The organism is Ruegeria sp. AM4 (assembly GCF_056540665.1).
The window spans coordinates 205,096-222,974 of record NZ_JBQFXD010000003.1 but is presented as its reverse complement, the minus strand read 5'-3'; the positions used below and the strand labels follow the sequence as shown (position 1 = coordinate 222,974).

At 59.3% G+C, this 17,879-nt stretch carries 18 protein-coding genes; 7 read left to right on the top strand and 11 right to left on the bottom strand.

The genetic code is table 11. The features are described 5' to 3' along the window. Positions 1 to 28: 28 nt before the first annotated feature. Complete coding sequence (locus ACR0JA_RS08895; protein WP_480572920.1) at positions 29 to 388, top strand: hypothetical protein; 360 nt, start codon at positions 29 to 31, stop codon at positions 386 to 388. Positions 389 to 409: 21 nt separating this feature from the next. On the opposite strand, the gene proS is transcribed toward ACR0JA_RS08895, so the two are convergent. Then, entirely contained in the window at positions 410 to 1,750 is a 1,341-nt protein-coding gene (proS, locus tag ACR0JA_RS08890; RefSeq protein WP_480572917.1) for a proline--tRNA ligase, read from the bottom strand. Between the two features lie 169 nt (positions 1,751 to 1,919). Between proS and ACR0JA_RS08885 the strand changes: the two genes are divergently transcribed. From ACR0JA_RS08885 to ACR0JA_RS08865, 5 genes are all read left to right on the top strand, one after another. Beyond that, positions 1,920 to 3,284, top strand: coding sequence for an FAD-dependent oxidoreductase (locus ACR0JA_RS08885; protein WP_480572914.1), 1,365 nt, complete (start codon positions 1,920 to 1,922; stop codon positions 3,282 to 3,284). Continuing rightward, on the top strand, positions 3,284 to 4,258 hold the full coding sequence (locus ACR0JA_RS08880; RefSeq protein WP_480572911.1) for an isopenicillin N synthase family dioxygenase: 975 nt from the start codon (positions 3,284 to 3,286) through the stop codon (positions 4,256 to 4,258). The genes ACR0JA_RS08885 and ACR0JA_RS08880 overlap by 1 nt, the downstream gene beginning before the upstream one ends. Positions 4,259 to 4,349: 91 nt before the next feature. Then, positions 4,350 to 5,423: an AI-2E family transporter gene (locus ACR0JA_RS08875; RefSeq protein ID WP_480572908.1), complete on the top strand. Its 1,074-nt coding sequence runs from the start codon at positions 4,350 to 4,352 to the stop codon at positions 5,421 to 5,423. Next, positions 5,424 to 6,113: a P-loop NTPase family protein gene (locus ACR0JA_RS08870; protein ID WP_480572905.1), complete on the top strand. Its 690-nt coding sequence runs from the start codon at positions 5,424 to 5,426 to the stop codon at positions 6,111 to 6,113. It begins immediately after the preceding gene. A gap of 49 nt (positions 6,114 to 6,162) precedes the next feature. Then, positions 6,163 to 7,707, top strand: coding sequence for a Ppx/GppA family phosphatase (locus ACR0JA_RS08865; RefSeq protein ID WP_480572902.1), 1,545 nt, complete (start codon positions 6,163 to 6,165; stop codon positions 7,705 to 7,707). A gap of 10 nt (positions 7,708 to 7,717) precedes the next feature. On the opposite strand, the gene ACR0JA_RS08860 is transcribed toward ACR0JA_RS08865, so the two are convergent. From ACR0JA_RS08860 to ACR0JA_RS08830, 7 genes are all read right to left on the bottom strand, one after another. After that, positions 7,718 to 8,068: a hypothetical protein gene (locus tag ACR0JA_RS08860; protein WP_480572899.1), complete on the bottom strand. Its 351-nt coding sequence runs from the start codon at positions 8,066 to 8,068 to the stop codon at positions 7,718 to 7,720. 52 nt (positions 8,069 to 8,120) lie between these two features. Further along, the gene (locus ACR0JA_RS08855) at positions 8,121 to 9,134 is read right to left on the bottom strand and encodes an endonuclease/exonuclease/phosphatase family protein (RefSeq protein ID WP_480572896.1); all 1,014 of its coding nucleotides are present in this window, start codon (positions 9,132 to 9,134) and stop codon (positions 8,121 to 8,123) included. A 3-nt stretch (positions 9,135 to 9,137) separates the two neighbouring features. Beyond that, positions 9,138 to 9,818, bottom strand: a complete 681-nt coding sequence (locus ACR0JA_RS08850; RefSeq protein ID WP_480572893.1) for a TerB family tellurite resistance protein — start codon at positions 9,816 to 9,818, stop codon at positions 9,138 to 9,140. A gap of 31 nt (positions 9,819 to 9,849) precedes the next feature. After that, positions 9,850 to 10,344 carry an N-acetyltransferase family protein gene (locus ACR0JA_RS08845; RefSeq protein WP_480572890.1) on the bottom strand — a complete coding sequence of 165 codons (495 nt, stop codon included), beginning with the start codon at positions 10,342 to 10,344 and terminating at the stop codon, positions 9,850 to 9,852. Continuing rightward, entirely contained in the window at positions 10,341 to 10,937 is a 597-nt protein-coding gene (locus tag ACR0JA_RS08840) for a VOC family protein (protein WP_480572887.1), read from the bottom strand. The genes ACR0JA_RS08845 and ACR0JA_RS08840 overlap by 4 nt, the downstream gene beginning before the upstream one ends. A gap of 124 nt (positions 10,938 to 11,061) precedes the next feature. After that, the gene (gene scpA / locus ACR0JA_RS08835; RefSeq protein ID WP_480572884.1) at positions 11,062 to 13,188 is read right to left on the bottom strand and encodes a methylmalonyl-CoA mutase; all 2,127 of its coding nucleotides are present in this window, start codon (positions 13,186 to 13,188) and stop codon (positions 11,062 to 11,064) included. A gap of 26 nt (positions 13,189 to 13,214) precedes the next feature. After that, complete coding sequence (locus ACR0JA_RS08830; RefSeq protein ID WP_480572881.1) at positions 13,215 to 14,000, bottom strand: hypothetical protein; 786 nt, start codon at positions 13,998 to 14,000, stop codon at positions 13,215 to 13,217. Positions 14,001 to 14,110: 110 nt separating this feature from the next. Between ACR0JA_RS08830 and ACR0JA_RS08825 the strand changes: the two genes are divergently transcribed. After that, complete coding sequence (locus tag ACR0JA_RS08825) at positions 14,111 to 14,557, top strand: DUF4174 domain-containing protein (RefSeq protein WP_480572878.1); 447 nt, start codon at positions 14,111 to 14,113, stop codon at positions 14,555 to 14,557. A gap of 76 nt (positions 14,558 to 14,633) precedes the next feature. Here ACR0JA_RS08825 and ACR0JA_RS08820 read toward each other — a convergent pair whose 3' ends face one another. The 3 genes from ACR0JA_RS08820 to ACR0JA_RS08810 form a co-directional block, all read right to left on the bottom strand. Then, positions 14,634 to 16,679 carry an acetyl-CoA carboxylase biotin carboxylase subunit gene (locus ACR0JA_RS08820; protein WP_480572875.1) on the bottom strand — a complete coding sequence of 682 codons (2,046 nt, stop codon included), beginning with the start codon at positions 16,677 to 16,679 and terminating at the stop codon, positions 14,634 to 14,636. Positions 16,680 to 16,796: 117 nt separating this feature from the next. Beyond that, positions 16,797 to 17,000 carry a hypothetical protein gene (locus ACR0JA_RS08815; RefSeq protein ID WP_480572872.1) on the bottom strand — a complete coding sequence of 68 codons (204 nt, stop codon included), beginning with the start codon at positions 16,998 to 17,000 and terminating at the stop codon, positions 16,797 to 16,799. A gap of 433 nt (positions 17,001 to 17,433) precedes the next feature. Beyond that, the gene (locus ACR0JA_RS08810; RefSeq protein WP_480572869.1) at positions 17,434 to 17,787 is read right to left on the bottom strand and encodes a hypothetical protein; all 354 of its coding nucleotides are present in this window, start codon (positions 17,785 to 17,787) and stop codon (positions 17,434 to 17,436) included. Between the last annotated feature and the right edge of the window lie 92 nt (positions 17,788 to 17,879).

Genomic DNA, 17,879 nt, shown 5'->3' with positions numbered 1-17,879 from the left:
TTTAAGAGTTACGAGCGGGAGGTCGCTCATGGGTATTCAAGAGAACATTTATGAATCGGGCCCTGTTTTGGCCCGCAAAGCATCATCAGAATTGGATTGTGAAACAGCGGCGCTGCTGCGTGCGGCGATCCGTCCTTTGTTCGCAACCGCCGCAAGTTGGGCAAGCCTGGCTGACATAATGCGGGACAAGGGCTATCGTCTCGCGTTTCGTCAGGGATCGCTCTGCGTGACAGATCGCGCCACAAACGAACGCGTCTGCGGGCTACGGTTTCTGGGGTTGGACCTGAAAGAGCTGGTCAGCCGCATGGGCCGTCCAATCGTTGTGGCCCGGGGTCATGACGCAGATGGCGATCTGCTGGCCGCCCGGCCAACAGTCAGCCGTTCATAAGTTTCGCACGCATCGCCTTGTTCAGGCGATGCCGGCATAAATCTCAGCGATTTTCGCCACTGCGGCCTCGGGGCTAAGTTCTTCGCTTTCGCCAGTGCGACGGCTGGTCAGTTCGACCACACCGTTTTTCAGACCGCGCGGGCCAACGGTAATGCGCCACGGCAGGCCGATCAGGTCCATTGTGGCAAACTTGCCCCCTGCCCGTTCGTTGCGGTCATCATAAAGCGGCTCAAGGCCCAGCGCGGTCAACGCGCCGTAGATCTTGTCACAGGCCGCATCCGCCTCTTCATCACCTTGCTTCAGATTCACGATGCCGCAATGGAAAGGCGTCACGCCTTCGGGCCAGATAATGCCCTTGTCGTCATGGCTGGCTTCGATAATTGCGCCGATCAGGCGGCTGACACCAATGCCGTGGCTGCCCATATGGACCGGAACAGGTTTACCGTCAGGGCCTTGCACGGTCGCGCCGAGGGGCTCGGAATACTTGGTGCCAAAATAGAAAATCTGGCCGACTTCGATTCCGCGCGCAACGCGGCGGCGTTCCTCGGGGATCTGATTGAACAGCGCCTCGTCATGGGTTTCGTCGGTGCGGGCGTATTTCGAGGTGAACTCTTCCAGGATCGCCTGACACTGTTCGCGGCTGTCGTAATCGATCTCACGATCGCCAAAGGTCAGGTCAGTGACGGCGCTGTCATAGAAAACCTCGGACTCACCGGTATCGGCCAGCACCAGAAATTCATGTGTGTCGTCACCGCCGATCGGGCCGGAATCGGCGCGCATGGGGATGGCTTGCAGGCCCATACGCTCATAAGTGCGCAGATAGCTGACCAGATGGCGGTTATAGGCGTGCAGCGCGTCCTCTTTGGTGAGGTCGAAATTGTAGCCGTCTTTCATATAGAACTCGCGCCCCCGCATCACGCCGAAACGCGGACGGATTTCATCACGGAATTTCCACTGGATCTGATAGAGCGTCAGCGGCAGGTCTTTGTAGCTGCTGACATGGCCGCGGAAGATATCGGTCACCAGTTCCTCGGCGGTCGGCGTATACAGCATGTCACGGTCATGCCGGTCCTTCATCCGCAGCATTTCCTGACCGTAATCGTCATACCGGCCGGATTCGCGCCACAGGTCGGCCGATTGCAGGATCGGCATCTGGATCGCGATATGGCCCGCCCGCGCCTGTTCCTCATGTACAATGTTTTCCAGTTTGCGCAGCACTTTGAACCCCAGCGGCAACCAGGAATAGATACCAGCGGCGGCCTGTTTGATCATGCCCGCGCGCAGCATCAGCCGATGGCTGACGATCTGAGCCTCGGACGGGTTTTCCTTGAGAACGGGCAGAAAGTAACGGCTGAGGCGCATTGTTTGACCTTCAAAGCAAAGAATTCGACTTCAACGGTGATTATGCCAAAGCCCCGCCGGGGGCAATCGCGCATTGGTGTTTTTGCGACTTGGGACCAGTCGGTTTTTTGATTGACCTGCCAATCAGGACGCTCAAACCTAACACAGCGACAAGTCAACAGAGGCCGCGATGCAGACAATCACCGAACCCGCCCGCGAGATCCCCGTCATTCAAAAGACCGATGTGCTGGTAGTGGGTTCCGGCCCTGCGGGTCTGGCGGCTGCGCTATCAGCGGCGCGCGCCGGGGCCGAGGTTACATTGATGGACCGGTTCGGCTGCATGGGTGGCAACATCACCGCTGTCGGCGTCGAAGGCTTTGCCTGGTACCGTCACGAACAGACAGTCGAGGCCGGTGGGATCGGCATGGAATTCGAAACCCGCGCCAAGGATATGGGCGCGGCGGTGCCGGAAAGCCAGTCGCTCAGCTATGAACTGGACAGCGAAGGGTTCAAGCTGGTTGCGGACAAGCTGGTCGAAGAAGCCGGCGTGCATCCCATGCTACACCGGCAGTTCGTTGCTCCGATCATGGAGGGCAACCGGATCACAGGTGTCATCACCGAATCCAAGGCCGGGCGCGAGGCCATTCTGGCCCGCGTGGTGATCGACGCTACAGGCGACGCGGACGTGGCCTATCGTGCGGGTGCGCCAACATTCAAAACGGCGCGCGAGGACATGATGGCTGCCTCGGTCATGTTCCATCTGGCAGGCGTCGATAAGCGCGCCTTTATGGAAGGGATCAAATCTGACCCGCAGACCTACAAGGACTGGGGCGGCGGCGGCGAATGGAATATCGAAACCTCGGGCAAAGAGGACGACATGTTCTCGCCCTTCGTCAAGAAACCGTTCCAGCAGGCCATCGAAGAAGGTCTGATCCCACCGCATCTGAACACCATCGCGGGCACCTGGGGAGCCATGCATGACACCGGTGAGTTGACCTATATGAACCTCATTCATCTGGATGAGATCGACGGAACCGACCCCGACAGTTTGACCCGCGGCGAGATCGAGGGGCGCCGACAATCCATGCTGGCGATCGAAGCGCTGCGTCGTTTCATGCCAGGCTGCGAAAACGCACGGCTCAGAAATTTCGGAATGACCATCGGCATCCGTGACACCCGCAAGATCGACGCCGTCTACAACATGACCGAAGACGATGCCCGTCATCAGGGCCGGTTCGAGGATTCGATCGGCATCTACCCTGAATTCATCGACGGCTACGGCATTCTGATCCTACCCACCACCGGGCGGTATATGCAGATTCCCTATCGCTCGATGCTGCCGAAGGGCGTTAAGGGTCTGCTGGTCGCCGGACGTTCGCATGGGTCGGACCGGGTGGCACACGCAGCGACGCGCAACATGTCCTGCTGCGCCGTTATGGGCCAAGGCGCGGGCATCGCTGCCGCGCTGTCTCTGAAATCCAATCAGGATCCTGACCAGATGGACCTTGCCCCGGTCCAGAAAGAGCTGCAACGCCAGGGGGTCAGGATCAATTGATGGCGCAGATTCCAACCATCGACATCGCGCCGTTGGCGGAGTCCGATACGGCAGCGCGTGATAGCGTTGTCCAACGGATAATGGACGCCTGCACCAGCATCGGGTTTCTGTCGATCACTGGAACCGGCATATCCCAGCAATCTGTGGATCAGGTCCGACAGGCGGTCCGCGCGATTTTCGACATCGAGGAATCGCGCAAATGGGACCAGGCGATCACCCGCGAGAACTATCGCGGCTACATCCCGATGGGGTTTTTCTCTCCGAATGACGGGTCGGGTGTTGCGGACAAATACGAAGGCTACAAACTGCATTACGAAGTGGCAGCAGGCGCATCGATCCGGCAGGAATGTGCGCTTTACGGCCCAAATCGCTGGCCCCGCGAAATCCCAGAGGCACGCGAGATTCTGCTGGGCTACTGGTCGCAGCTGGATCGTGTAGCCGAAGCTCTGCTGGGCGCGCTTGAGATTGGCCTTGAACTGAAACCTAACACGCTATGCGATGCTTTCCGCGACCCGATGACCAACATGACCCTGTTGCATTACCCGCCTCAGGCCCCTGGCGAAGATGGTTACGGCATACACCCGCACAAGGATACCGACGCACTGACCATCATCGCCCCCGATCCAGTCGGCGGGCTGGAGGTGCAGACGCGCGATCGAGGCTGGATCACACCCGATTGCCCGCCCGAGGGCTTTGTCGTCAATATCGGAGATATGTTGGAGCTGTGGTCGGGCGGGCGGTTGAAATCGACACCACACCGTGTGGTCAATCGGTCCGGCAAGGAACGGTACTCGTTTCCATACTTCGCGGTCCCGCGTCACGATGTGGTGGTCGCGCCCCTGTTGCCCGCCTTGCCCGGATTCGACCGGCCTGCGGTGCATTGCGGACATTGGTCGGCCGAAATCTGGCGGACCAACTGGCCCGACGAAACAGCGACGAGCGATACGCCGGAACTGGGGACACTAGCCGACTGAAGCGTCAAAAAGGCGCGCGCCATGAACCGCTTGCATCGCAAGGCGTCATGGGCCAAGAACACGGCAACGCTGTGCAACAAGGGAATGCGCCATGGCTTTGCCGGTGAAGGATCAGCTGAGGTACTGGGGCGTTGCCGCTGCGGTTTTTGTCGTGGTGCTGTGGCTGCTCGGCGACGTATTGCTGCCCTTTGTTATCGGTGGCGCGATTGCCTATTTCTTGGATCCGGTCGCTGATCGCTTGGAAAAGCTGGGCTTTTCCCGGGTTGCGGCCACTGCGTTGATTACCGTTGTCGGCGTGTTGGCATTTGTCCTGATGATCGTGATGGTGGTTCCGGCGCTGATCACTCAGCTGCTGGACCTGATCGACGTCATGCCCAGCCTGTTCAAGGAATTGCGGGCTTTCATCGAGAAACAGTTCCCTTCGCTGCTGGACCGTGAATCGAGCACACACCAGATGCTTGTTTCGTTCGGTGAAACGCTGAAATCCAAAACTGGGGATGTTCTGCAAACCGTGCTGGCCTCGGTCGGATCTGCCATCAACGTGGTGGTTCTGCTGGTGATCGTGCCGGTTGTCGCCGTCTATATGCTGTTGGACTGGGATCGCATGATCGCCCGCATTGGCGAGTTGCTGCCCCGCGACCACGCCCCAACGATCATGCGCCTGGCGGGAGAGATTGACGCCGTTCTGGCCTCATTCGTGCGCGGAATGGGCACCGTTTGCCTGATCCTTGGCACCTATTACGCCATTGCCTTGATGGTCGTCGGCTTGCAGTTTGGCCTGATTGTCGGGGCCATCGCTGGGCTGGTGACCTTTATCCCCTATCTCGGCGCATTGATCGGGGGCGCGCTGGCTATTGGTCTGGCCTTATTCCAGTTCTGGGGGGATTGGGTGCACGTCGCAATGGTCGCGGGTATCTTCATGCTGGGCCAGGTGACCGAGGGCAATTTCCTGACCCCAAAACTGGTCGGCAGTTCGGTTGGTCTGCACCCGGTCTGGCTGTTGTTGGCACTGTCGGTTTTCGGCGCTTTGTTTGGTTTTGTCGGGATGCTGGTCGCTGTCCCGGTGGCCGCGGCCCTTGGCGTTCTGGCGCGGTTTGGCACGCAGCAATATTTGCATAGCCGCCTATACACGGGCCTTGAAGGGCCGACTCAGGACCCCGAGTAAATGGCCACTCAACTGAGTTTCGATCTTCCGTCCAAGACAGCCTTGGGGCGCGAGGACTTTTTTGTCTCACCCTCAAATGCGCTGGCCGTTGCGATGATCTCGGCAACTTCGTGGCCCGGAAACAAGCTGGTTCTGACCGGGCCGGCTGGGGCGGGCAAGACCCATTTGGCACATGTCTGGGCCGCTGAAACCGGTGCGCAAATTGTGCAAGCGGCGGCGCTGCGGTACGAAGACGTCCCGGACCTGGCCAGCAAACCCGTTGCGGTCGAGGATGTGCCGGTCATAGCCGGGGATGTGGAACAGCAGAATGCCCTGTTTCACCTGCACAACCTGACCCTTGCCGAAGGCAACGCGCTGCTGATGACCGGACGGGTTGCTCCGAAATTCTGGGGCCTCACACTCGCCGATCTGCACAGCCGGGTTCAAGGTGCGCACCATGTTGCGCTGGAAGCCCCCGATGACGCTCTGCTTGGTGCGGTGCTCGCCAAGCTATTTGTCGATCGTCAATTGAACCCGGGCCCCGATGTGATCGCCTATCTGGTCAAGCATATGGATCGCAGTTTTGAAACAGCGGCCACGGTGGTCGGGTATCTTGACGACCTCGCCCTGACCGAGAAGCGCGAGATCACCCGCGCGTTGGCTGCGCGCAGCCTGAATGCGTTGCAGTCGGCGGACAATACGGATGATTGACCCGGATCGGACGATTTCGCATCCTGTGATCCAAAGGACTGGGGACACAATGAAACAAACCGCCAAGACTGACGCAGCGGATTACGGTGTGTTTGGCAAACCGCTGTTCGACGATCCCGGCGCGCGGGCCCTGTCGCGGGTCGGAGTTGTGGATGTGGGATCAAACTCGGTCCGAATGGTCATTTTTGACGGCGCGGCGCGGTCTCCGGCCTATTTCTACAACGAAAAGGTGATGTGCGAGTTGGGCGCTGGCCTGTCCGATACCGGTCGCCTGAACCCCCGTGGGCGCGAGCGTGCTATGGCAGCCCTGTTGCGTTTTCAAGCGCTCGCCAAGGATCTGGGGCTGCCTGCGCTGCACGCAGTTGCTACCGCCGCGGTGCGCGAGGCCGAAGATGGCCCTGAATTCTGCGAACAGGTCAAGGCGCAAACCGGGTTGACCATCAATGTCGTCAACGGCGAAGAAGAGGCCCGCCTGTCTGCCCAGGGCGTGTTGCTGGGCTGGCCCGGGGCCTATGGTCTGATCTGCGACATCGGCGGATCGTCTGTCGAACTGGCTGAAATCGGCGAAGGCGAGGTGGGACGCCGGATGACCTCGGCGCTTGGTCCGTTGAAACTGCGCGATATCAAAGGCGGGCGACGCGCCAGAAAAGCGCATATCAAAAAGACGCTTGAAGAGATGCGGGACCAGATGGGTCCGCAGCGCGATCGTCTGTTTCTGGTCGGCGGCAGTTGGCGTGCCTTCGCGCGGCTGGACATGCTGCGCAGGGGGTACCCGCTGAACGTGTTGCATGAATACCGGATGACGCACAAATCGGTGCGTGAAACCATCAAATTCATCGAAAAAGGCGATCCGGACAAATTGCGCAGCCAAGCAGGTGTCTCAAGCTCGCGGATGGCGCTTATTCCCTATGCGATGGATGTGCTGGCCCGGTTGATCCGGACCTTCAAACCCAAAGACATCGCCATCTCAAGCTATGGTATCCGTGAGGGGTTGCTGTACCAGCAAATGCCGCAACGACTGCGTGACCGGGACCCGCTGATCGAGGCCAGCCGCTTTGCCGAATCCAAAGATGCGCGGCAGCCGGGTTTCGGCAAACATCTGTTCGATTTCGCGATGCCGCTGTTCAAGTCGGCACCGCAGCAAAAAATTCGTCTGATCAAGGCCGCCTGCCTGTTGCACGATGTCAGCTGGCGCGCCCATCCCGATTACCGCGCCGAGGTCTGCTTTGAATACGTCACTCGCGCCAATATGAGTGGGCTCAAACACGCGGAACGTGTGTTTATCGGACTGGCGCTGCAGCATCGCTATCGCAACAAGCGTGAAGGCGACCGGTTCACGCCTCTGTATGAGCTATTGGATGAGCGCGAACAGAAACAGGCCGAGATTTTAGGCAAAGCCATGCGGTTTGGCGCGATGTTGCGGATGCAACCAGATGCGGCGATGGGTCAGCTGCGGTACTTTCCGAAAAAGCAGAAACTTGATCTGATATTGCCCAAAAGCGGCACGCCTTTCTTCAACGAAGTGGCCGAGGTGCGTTTCAATTCCCTCGCAAACGCGCTGAAGTCGGAAACCCGAGTCATCATGCGCGGCTGACGCGCGTGTCTCAGATATCGGTAAAGCCCTCGGGTGTAGGTTCTTGCACTTCAGGCAGATCAGGTTTTGGTTTCTTGCGGATAATGATGTCGCCATTGGGCAGCATCTCGGGCGCTTCATAGGCGCTCCAATCCCTGACCTGCGCAGCGAGCTCCGCCAGCGCAGGACCCATTTCCTGAACAAAGGACTGCATGGCGGGTCCGAACTGATCGGCAAGCCCGCGCAGATCCTCGAACGTGGGCTCCATTTCTTCCCGCAGTCCCTCGAGGAACAGTTCCGCCCCCCGCTCCATCAGCGATTTTGGTTCGTCGTCCTGTGCAAAGGCAGGAGCGGTCGGGCCGACGCAAACAACTAGGATCATCAGGAAGCGTGTCATGCTTCAAATATAAGGGATGACCGGCTTGGTTGAAAGGTTACAGATCAATATCCAGCGTTACCGGAAAGTGATCTGACGCCATCAACAGAGCCTCGCGCAGCTCTGGTGCGCTATAGCAGACGCTGTCCCTGAAGGGATGCCAGATGCGCCAGTCTGGCCGATAAGCGCGCAATTCCGGGCTGACCATGACGTAATCCAGCAGCGCCTCAAGGTACCGACCCTCGCCCGGACGGGCGAACCGCGCGGTGGAGAGGGCGGTATGTGCCCGAGGGCCATGCGCCTGAACCGCGTGCGGATCATAAAGCCCGGAATCGAGCAAAATCTCGACCGAGGAACGCCCGAACAGATGTTCAAATTCGTCCAACCCCGGCCCGTCGTTCAAGTCGCCCAGCAGTATCACCGCCTCATCTTTCGCGCTATGTTCCGCGACCCGTTGCGCCAGCCATATCGCCTGAGCCAATTGCTTGCGCCGGTTGGAAATCGAAATCCGTATCGCTTCGTCGCGCGAGGCTGCGCCATGAGGCGCTTTGGACTTAAGATGCGCCCCGATCAGGCGAAAGGCGTGGCCCCGCGCGGTTGCAACAGCCAGTTCCATCGGAGGCTTCGAAAACCGCACCAGATCCTCGGTCGCGTCCACATCCAGATCGATACGAAACACAGTGTCAAAACGCGGTGCATCGCGGCTGCCGGTGTCCTCGGCTGGTTCGCCTTGTGGGTCATGGCGCACCGATAGAACCTTGGGGTCGAACAACAAGGCCAATTCCTGCTGCGTGTCATTTGGGAACCCCATGACTGCTTGTACCGTTCGCAGATCAAAAGCCTCGGCAAATCGTTGTAACGCGCGCACAGTGTTTTGCGACTTTCCCGTATTCGGTGCCTCGACGATCAGAACCGCGTCTGCATCCAATGCGGTCAGCACCTTGGCGATGGCCTCGATCTGCTGGGCCTTGGTGATGTCGTGGCGGCCGGACCAGCTGTTATCCGCGATCAGCTCATCGTTGCGATCAAAGAGGTTGGCAAACCATTCTATGTTGTAGGTCGCCAGACGCATGGCCTAGACCTTTGCACCGTTGATCTCGTCCCAGGCACGGTTGATGTCGATCATCTTTTTTTCCGCCAACCGCACGGCTTCTTCCGGAACACCCCGTGCCATCATCGCATCCGGATGCGTGTCGCGGACCAATTGTCGCCAGACCTTGCGAATCTCGGGGATCGGCATGTCGCGCGCGACCCCCAGAACCGTATAGGGATCGTTTGGCGCATCAGGGACGAACCGTGCGCGCAATGCCATGAACTGCGCTTCGGTCTGGCCGAAGATTCGGCTGACCTGTTCCAGAAACTCGTTCTCGTTCGGATGGTAGAACCCATCCGCCATGGCGATGTGAAACAGCCCCTCCATCAGATCGCAAAGCGTGGTGCTGTCATCGCCAAACATCCGCGAGATCTTGCGGGCGTAGTCTTGATAGCCCGCCACATCCGTGCGCGCCATGTCGAACACCCTGGCCGCACCGGCCTCGTCATCGCGGGCGATCTGAAAAACCTCGCGAAAGGCGGTAACCTCGTCGCGCGTCACCTGCCCATCGGCCTTGGCCATTTTTGCACCCAGCGCGATGACAGCGATGGCAAACGCAACCGAGCGTTCCGGCGGGGTGCGCAGTTTCTCAAAAACGGCCGTCAGGCTTTCGCCCTGTGCAAGCGCACTGATGGCATCGGATATTCGGGTCCAGATCGACATGGGCGCACCCTAACGCGCGATGTCGCAACTGTCAGGTGCGATCTGGAGAAAGAATTTTCTGCATCAGAACAAGATCAAGCCAGCGGTCCCACTTGCGGCCAACCTCGGGCATGCGACCCACCTCGGAAAACCCCAAAGCCGCATGAAAAGCAATCGCGCCGGGGTTGGCCGAAGAGATTCCGGCGACCAGAACATGAACCCCATCCGCACGCGCCGTATCTTCAAGCGCGGTCATCAAGGCACGACCCGTCCCCTGCCCGCGCGCCTGTTGCGCAAGCTGAATCGAGTGCTCTTGCGTATGCACATAGCCCGGCCCCGACCGAAACGGGCCATAAGTTGCGAAGCCAACGACCTGATCATTTGACACGGCAACCAGATAGCGACCGGATCGCGCGGCGATGTCCTCGGCAATGCTCTCGGTCGACCGCTGTGCCGTTGTGAATGTGATCAGCGTATCTTCGATAACCGCATTTGTGATCGCCGCAATCGCAGCCGCGTCCGCGGTTTTAGCTGCCCGGACGATCATTCCAGCACACGCCCGCCCCAGGGCGTATCGAATTCGGCCCGCATCGCGACAGGGCCGGTGTCGAATTCGATTAGGTCGAGTTTGCCGAGCAGTCGTGCAAGCTCCAACGCCTCGGGGTGATAGACAACAAGGCGGCGCAAGCGGCAACCGCTGGCCTGCAGCATTACGGCGGGGTGCAGATCGCCGCGCCATTGGATTAGCGCCGGGTATTGATTGTCGAAGGGCAATCGCCCTGACCCCGGCACTGCCATACGCCACCGCAACGCGCCCCGTTCAACGTCGATCGGCGCAACCGGGCCATCGGGCATGGTGACGCTTTCGATATCCGTCACGCGGCATATCCAGTTGGTCAGCCGTGCGCGCCCATTGAACCGATCCAGATCGAACCATCTTGGATGTTCCGGGGGTGGCGCATCCGGGTCGATGGCGATGGCCTCAAGGTATAGTCCGTTTTCAAGACCCAGAAGCCGGTTGTAGGTGCCAAATTTTGCGTGTTTGCCGCCTTGCTGCAATCGGACACCAAGCGCCTGTTCCACATGGGCTGCCGCCTCGTCCAGCGTCTCCCCGGACACGGCCAGATGATCAAGTTGCATTGGCACCCTCCTGCTGCATCAAAAAAAGACAGCGCGAAAACGCGCTGCCCTTACGACCCAAGTCTTCGCTGAAGGCTTTGTATCACAAGAGTTTTCGTCTCGAAAATCTCGAATTTCCAAGGCTTCAGCCACGTGCCTCGCGGATCAGGTTCAGGATGTCCTGTGCGGCCTCGGGGATATTTGTGCCGGGACCAAAGATCGCCTTGACGCCGTGATCGTAGAGGAATTGATAGTCCTGCTGCGGGATCACACCGCCGCAGATGACGATGATGTCCTCGGCCCCGGCTTTCTTGAGCTCCTTGACCAACTGCGGCGCCAGAGTCTTGTGCCCCGCTGCCTGCGAAGAAATCCCGATCACGTGCACATCGTTGTCCACCGCATCCTGAGCCGCCTCGGCCGGGGTCTGGAACAGAGGGCCCACATCCACGTCGAAGCCGATATCGGCAAAGGCCGTGGCGATTACTTTGGCACCCCGGTCGTGGCCATCCTGACCCATCTTGACCACCAGCAAGCGGGGCCGGCGACCTTCGGCTTCGGCAAACTCCTCGATCGACTTCTGAATCGCGGCAAAGCCTTCGTCGCCTTCATAGGCGGCGCCATAAACACCGGCCAGGGTTTTGACCTCGGCGCGGTGGCGGCCGAATTCCTTTTCCATTGCCATGCTGATCTCTCCTACGGATGCACGGGCGCGGGCGGCCTCGACGGCGGCGGCCAGCAGGTTGCCGCCGTCGCGGGCGGTTTTGGTCAGGGCCTCCAGCGCGTGCTGGCAGGCGGCCTCATCCCGGGTTGCGCGGATACGCTCCAGACGCGCGACCTGAGCTTCGCGAACGGCCACGTTGTCGACGTCCAGAATGTCGATCGGGTCTTCCTGTTCCTTGCGGTATTTGTTGACCCCGACGATCACCTCATCGCCCCGGTCTATCATAGCCTGACGCCGCGCCGCACTTTCCTCGATGCGCAGCTTGGGCATACCGCTGGCCACGGCTTTGGTCATACCGCCCATTTCCTCGACCTCTTCCATCAGGGCCCAGGCTTTTTCGATCAGCTCATTGGTCAGGCTTTCGATGTAATACGAGCCCGCCAGCGGATCGACCACGTCGGTCACGCCAGTTTCCTCTTGCAGCACCAACTGCGTATTCCGCGCAATGCGGGCCGAGAAATCGGTGGGCAGCGCAATGGCTTCGTCCAGCGCGTTTGTGTGCAGCGACTGGGTGCCGCCCAGCACCGCGCTCATCGCCTCATAAGCGGTACGGACCACGTTGTTATAGGGGTCTTGTTCCTGCAGGCTGACGCCCGAAGTCTGACAGTGGGTGCGCAACATTTTCGAGCGCTCTGACTTTGCCCCGAACTCGGTCATCACCCGATGCCAAAGCGTACGCGCGGCGCGCAGTTTAGCGATCTCCATGAAGAAATTCATGCCGATGGCAAAGAAGAAGGACAGGCGGCCCGCGAACTTATCCACGTCCATTCCGGCCTCGGTCGCAGCGCGTACGTACTCGCGCCCATCGGCCAGAGTATAGGCCAATTCCTGCACCAGGTTCGCCCCGGCCTCTTGCATGTGATAGCCCGAGATCGAGATCGAGTTGAATTTCGGCATCTCGTTCGACGTATAGTCGATGATATTCGAAATGATCCGCATCGACGGCTCGGGCGGGTAGATATAGGTGTTGCGCACCATGAACTCTTTCAGAATGTCATTCTGAATGGTGCCGGACAGGACGGACTTGTCGTGCCCCTGCTCTTCGCCCGCGACGATGAAGCTGGCCAGAATCGGGATCACCGCACCGTTCATGGTCATCGAGACAGAGACTTTATCCAGAGGGATGCCATCGAACAGGATCTTCATGTCCTCAACACTGTCAATCGCCACACCGGCCTTGCCAACGTCGCCGACTACGCGAGGATGGTCGCTGTCATAGCCCCGGTGCGTCGCCAGATCGAACGCCACCGACACGCCCTGCTGACCTGCGGCAAGGTTGCGGCGGTAGAAAGCGTTTGATTCCTCGGCGGTCGAAAAACCCGCATACTGCCGGATCGTCCAAGGACGCCCGGCATACATGGTAGCCTTTACCCCGCGTGTAAACGGTCCGAAACCGGGCAGCGCTCCCATATGCGGCAGATCGGCGATATCTTTGGCTGTATAGAGCGGTTTGACATTGATCCCTTCCAGCGTCTCTTTGGTCAGATCGTCCAACGGGCGACCGCGCAGCTCTTTCTCAGCCAGCGCCTGCCAGTCCTTTGTGTCGGTCATTGCTTAATCCTCTTGTCAATTCTCTCTCAAGCGGGCGCGGCAGAGCCACGAGCTGTTTCAGGCAGGACGCATAGCGATGCCAACCCGTCAGCTCCGGATGCCAGCCACGACAGGTCATCCGCGTATTTCGTCAACAGTTTCATTTGCTGGGTGCTGTTTGGGTCTTGCACGACCTGTTCTGCACCTTTGTTGAGCCATAGATCCGCCCCATCGGTCGGGGCTTCCATGCTCACCAGTCGCGCCAATTGCATGTTCGAGCGGCCCGAAAACTCCTCGAACGGGAGCACCAGTATGGGTGTTTCAGGAAAGGCGTGCGCAAGATCTGAAACCACCGCCTGCCAGCTCCGATCATGTTGAGCGATCTTTTTCCAGCGTAGCATTCCATTGAAATGCTTCCTGTTTCGGACTGCATATCTGGTGACCGAAATCCAATATTCGCTGAGCGCACGAATGTTCAGCCCAATCCGGGTCACGCGGTTACCGAAAGCCCGAGCTACCAATTGGGCGCGCAATTGCGCTTCGGGGTAAAGCTCTCCTCGATTGAGGTTCTGTTGCATCATGCCCAGAAAGTTCTCTTCGCTGACGAGAAGATGTGTGATGCCTTGTGCCTCGCAGCGGTCGAGCTCTCGTTGCAGCATGGCGTGGGATTCGCTGGTCATGGACTTGAGCCCATGCAGGGCGGTTTCCCTGACTTCCTCCGGCCCCCAGAACAAGATGCCTTGCTTGGCCAGCGTTGGCGTATTGCGGCGCATGTATTCCTGAAAACTGGTGGTGGCGCAGCGATGCGCCCCGAAATGCAGTGTGATTTCCATGCGCCTAATCCACCACAACGCCAAACGCGTACGCTTTTTTGACGTCCATCCGCATTCCGGCGGTCGCATTCCGCGGAACAGGGGCTATATTCGATGGAACAGGAGGCCCCATGATCCGTACGCTTGCCCTTGTTTTCTCGGCACTATTCCCGCTGGCCGCCCTGGCCGCCGACGGGACCGCACCTGCCGAGGACGAATATGTCCGCCCCACAGCGGACAGCGACCTGAGCGAATTTCTCTGGGTCAGCCGTCCGATTGTCGTTTTTGCCGACACGCCCGCCGATCCACGGTTCCAACAGCAGCTCGACATGCTGATCGAGGGCGAAGAGGCGATGCGGGATCGCGATGTGGTTGTCTTGACCGATACCGATCCGTCTGCCCGGTCCCCGATCCGGTCGCAGTTGCGCCCGCGTGGGTTCCAGATGGTCTTTGTTGACAAGGATGGCGTCGTCAAGCTGCGCAAACCATCCCCGTGGAGCGTGCGTGAAATCGGCCGTTCGATTGACAAAACGCCCTTGCGCCAGCGCGAGATCCGCGAACGGCGCGAAGGTGGCTGACCACCCGAACCGCGCTCGCTGGCTCCGGCGCAACCCACCGGGACCCTTTGACGTTGTGGCAACGGCGCGGACATGATCATTCGAACTCGATGATCACGTCATCTACGGCAAGGCTGTCACCGGGGCCTGCATTGATCTTGGCAACAACACCCTTCTTCTCGGCGCGCAGGATGTTTTCCATCTTCATCGCCTCGACGGTGCATAGCGCCTGACCTTCCTGTACTTCCTGCCCGACTTCGACATCGACCTTCACGATCAGACCGGGCATCGGGCAGAGCAGCATTTTCGACGTATCAGGTGGCAGTTTTTCCGGCATTAACTTGGCCAACTCGGCCTGACGCGGCGTGCGTACGTGTACTTTCAGATCAGCGCCCCGATTCCGGATGCGGAAGCCACCGGATACCTTGCCGACCTTCAGCACCAGCGGGCTGCCGTCAACGTCCAGAACAGCCAATTGATCGCCGGGCGTCCAGTCGGACGTCACGCGATAAGCGGTGCCGTCATCGAAGGTCACGGTCGAGCCATCGGGATCGGCATCAGTGGTCAATGAGAACTCCTGCCCCTGCAAGGTGACGACCCAATCGGTGCCAACCTTGCGTTCATGGTTATCCATCCGGCCCGATACGCGAGTGCGGCGGATCTCAGCGACACGATGCATCGCCGCGCAGGAGGCCGCGATGCGTCGCAGGTCACCCTCGGGCAGTTCGACACCCTCGAACCCATCAGGATATTCCTCGGCAATAAACGCCGTTGTCATGTCACCGCTGACGAATTTCGGGTGATCCATAACAGCGGACAGAAACGGCAGGTTGTGACCAATGCCTTCGACCTCGAAACTGTCCAGCGCCACGCGCATCGCCTCGATGGCTTTCTCGCGGGTCGGGGCCCAGGTGCACAGCTTGGCGATCATCGGATCGTAGTACATGCTGATCTCGCCGCCCTCGAATACGCCGGTGTCGTTGCGCACTGCGGCCTCGCCTTCGGGCGCGTCACCCTGCCATTTGCCGTTCACCAGCATTGGGCCAGCAGCAACCTCGTGCGGGGGGCGATATCGGGTCAGGCGGCCGATCGACGGCAGGAAATTGCGATAAGGGTCTTCTGCGTAAAGACGGTTTTCGATGGCCCAGCCGGTCAGCGTCACATCATCCTGTGTGATCGACAGCTTCTCACCTGCGGCCACGCGGATCATCTGTTCGACCAGATCGACGCCGGTGATCAGTTCGGTTACCGGATGTTCCACCTGAAGGCGGGTGTTCATTTCCAGGAAATAGAAGTTCTTGTCGCCATCGACGATGAATTCCACCGTCCCAGCGCTGGCATAGTTCACGGCCTTGGCCAAGGCTACAGCCTGTTCACCCATCGCTTTGCGGGTCTCGGGGTCAAGGAAGGGTGACGGCGCTTCTTCCACCACTTTCTGGTTCCGGCGCTGGATCGAGCACTCGCGCTCGCCCAGATAGATGCCATTGCCGTGGCTGTCGCACAGCACCTGAATTTCGATATGGCGCGGCTGGGTTACGAATTTCTCGATGAAGATTCGATCGTCGCCGAACGAGTTCGCGGCTTCGTTCTTGGATGACTGGAAGCCTTCGCGCGCTTCTTCGTCGTTCCACGCAATCCGCATGCCCTTGCCGCCGCCGCCGGCGCTGGCCTTGATCATCACGGGATAGCCGATATCGTTCGAGATTTTCACGGCCTCGTCAGCGTCTTCGATCAGGCCCATGTAACCTGGTACCGTGCTGACGCCCGCGTCCTGCGCAATTTTCTTGGACGTGATCTTGTCGCCCATGCTTTCGATCGCCCCAACGGGGGGGCCGACAAAGGCAACGCCTTCAGCCTCAAGCGCCTCGGCGAACTTGGCGTTTTCGGACAGAAAACCATAACCCGGGTGAATCGCCTGCGCGCCGCTTTGCCGGATCGCGTCCATGACCTTGTCGATCACGATATAGGACTGGTTGGCGGGCGGCGGCCCGATGTGAACGGCCTCATCCGCCATCGAGACGTGCAATGCGTTCTTGTCGGCGTCCGAATAGATGGCAACCGTACCAATTCCCAGCTTGCGGGCGGTTTTGATGACCCGGCATGCGATCTCGCCCCGGTTGGCGATCAGGATCTTGTTGAACATGGAACGTCCTTTGTCTTGATGTTTGGAAAACGCAAAACGCCGCCGCGAGGATACGACCCCACGGCGGCGTTTTTTGCGATATCGGTCGGGACGGCGCGCGCCCCGAAGAATTTTGCGTTATCTACAGTTGTTCTGCGCCTTGCAGTACAGGACGTTGCCCGCTGCACCGACCACTGCACCGAAAAGCGGGTCCGAGTTAAGGACGGCCGCACCCACTGCGCCCGCGCCACCGCCAAGCAGCGCTTGTTCTCCAGTGGTATCGCCGCAAGCCGCAAGCCCTGCACAGGTTGCCATCGCCAGGATGAGTTTCGAGAATCGCATGATGTCTGCCCTTTTGTGTATCTTGTCGTCGTTGACGGCAGATGGGGCAAACAGGCGTTGTTATTCAATATCAACGCCCGACCCCGCGCATTATGCGCAGGTTTTTGCTGCTTTATGCCCTTTATAGGCAAAAAGAAAACCGCGGACAGGACTATGTGGGGAACACAAGCCTGCCCGCGGAAGGAAGGGGTACGGAATAGTAGGTGCATGTGCGACGCAGGCAAAGTCGAGTCGCACGGCTGGATCAGATTGCCCGGTACAATTTCTGCCGCCAATAGGTGATTGTTTCCATTTGCGATTCCGGCTGAAACCCGCGCATCGGAAAATTTAGCGCGCAGAAATGCGCCGACATGGCGTTTTGGTTCGGTGCCTCGAACCAAGGCGCTACACGCCATTCGGCAACATTTTCTATGTTCAGCAGCAACCTGCACGACTATCCGTTCCCGTCAACGATATCAGGAAAAGACGCGCGCACGGCGTCCGGGTCGATCACCAGCAACGCGTCATAGCTTGCCGCATCAAACGGATCCTCGGCCGCAATCACTTCTCGCCCGAACAACCAGCTCAACCGCCCGGCATCCAGATTGCCGCGCTCAAAGGGTTGATCACCAAAATGCTCCCAAAGTGCGGTCAGAAAAGCCACATCCGCGCGTTTGTCTGCCGGTTTACGGTCCCGAAACCGTTCGCGACGCGTCAGTGGCGTAACGCCTTTGGGATTGGCGCGACGAATGGTGAACTGAAAATCCGTTCCCGGAAGACGCCCCGGAAATCCGCGATGCTTGATCATGATTGCCCCCCTTCAGGCAAAGAGCAGCAATTCAGTGCGCACCCGCGCGTGCCTCGGACCAACGCGGCCTGCACAATTGCGGGATGTACCTG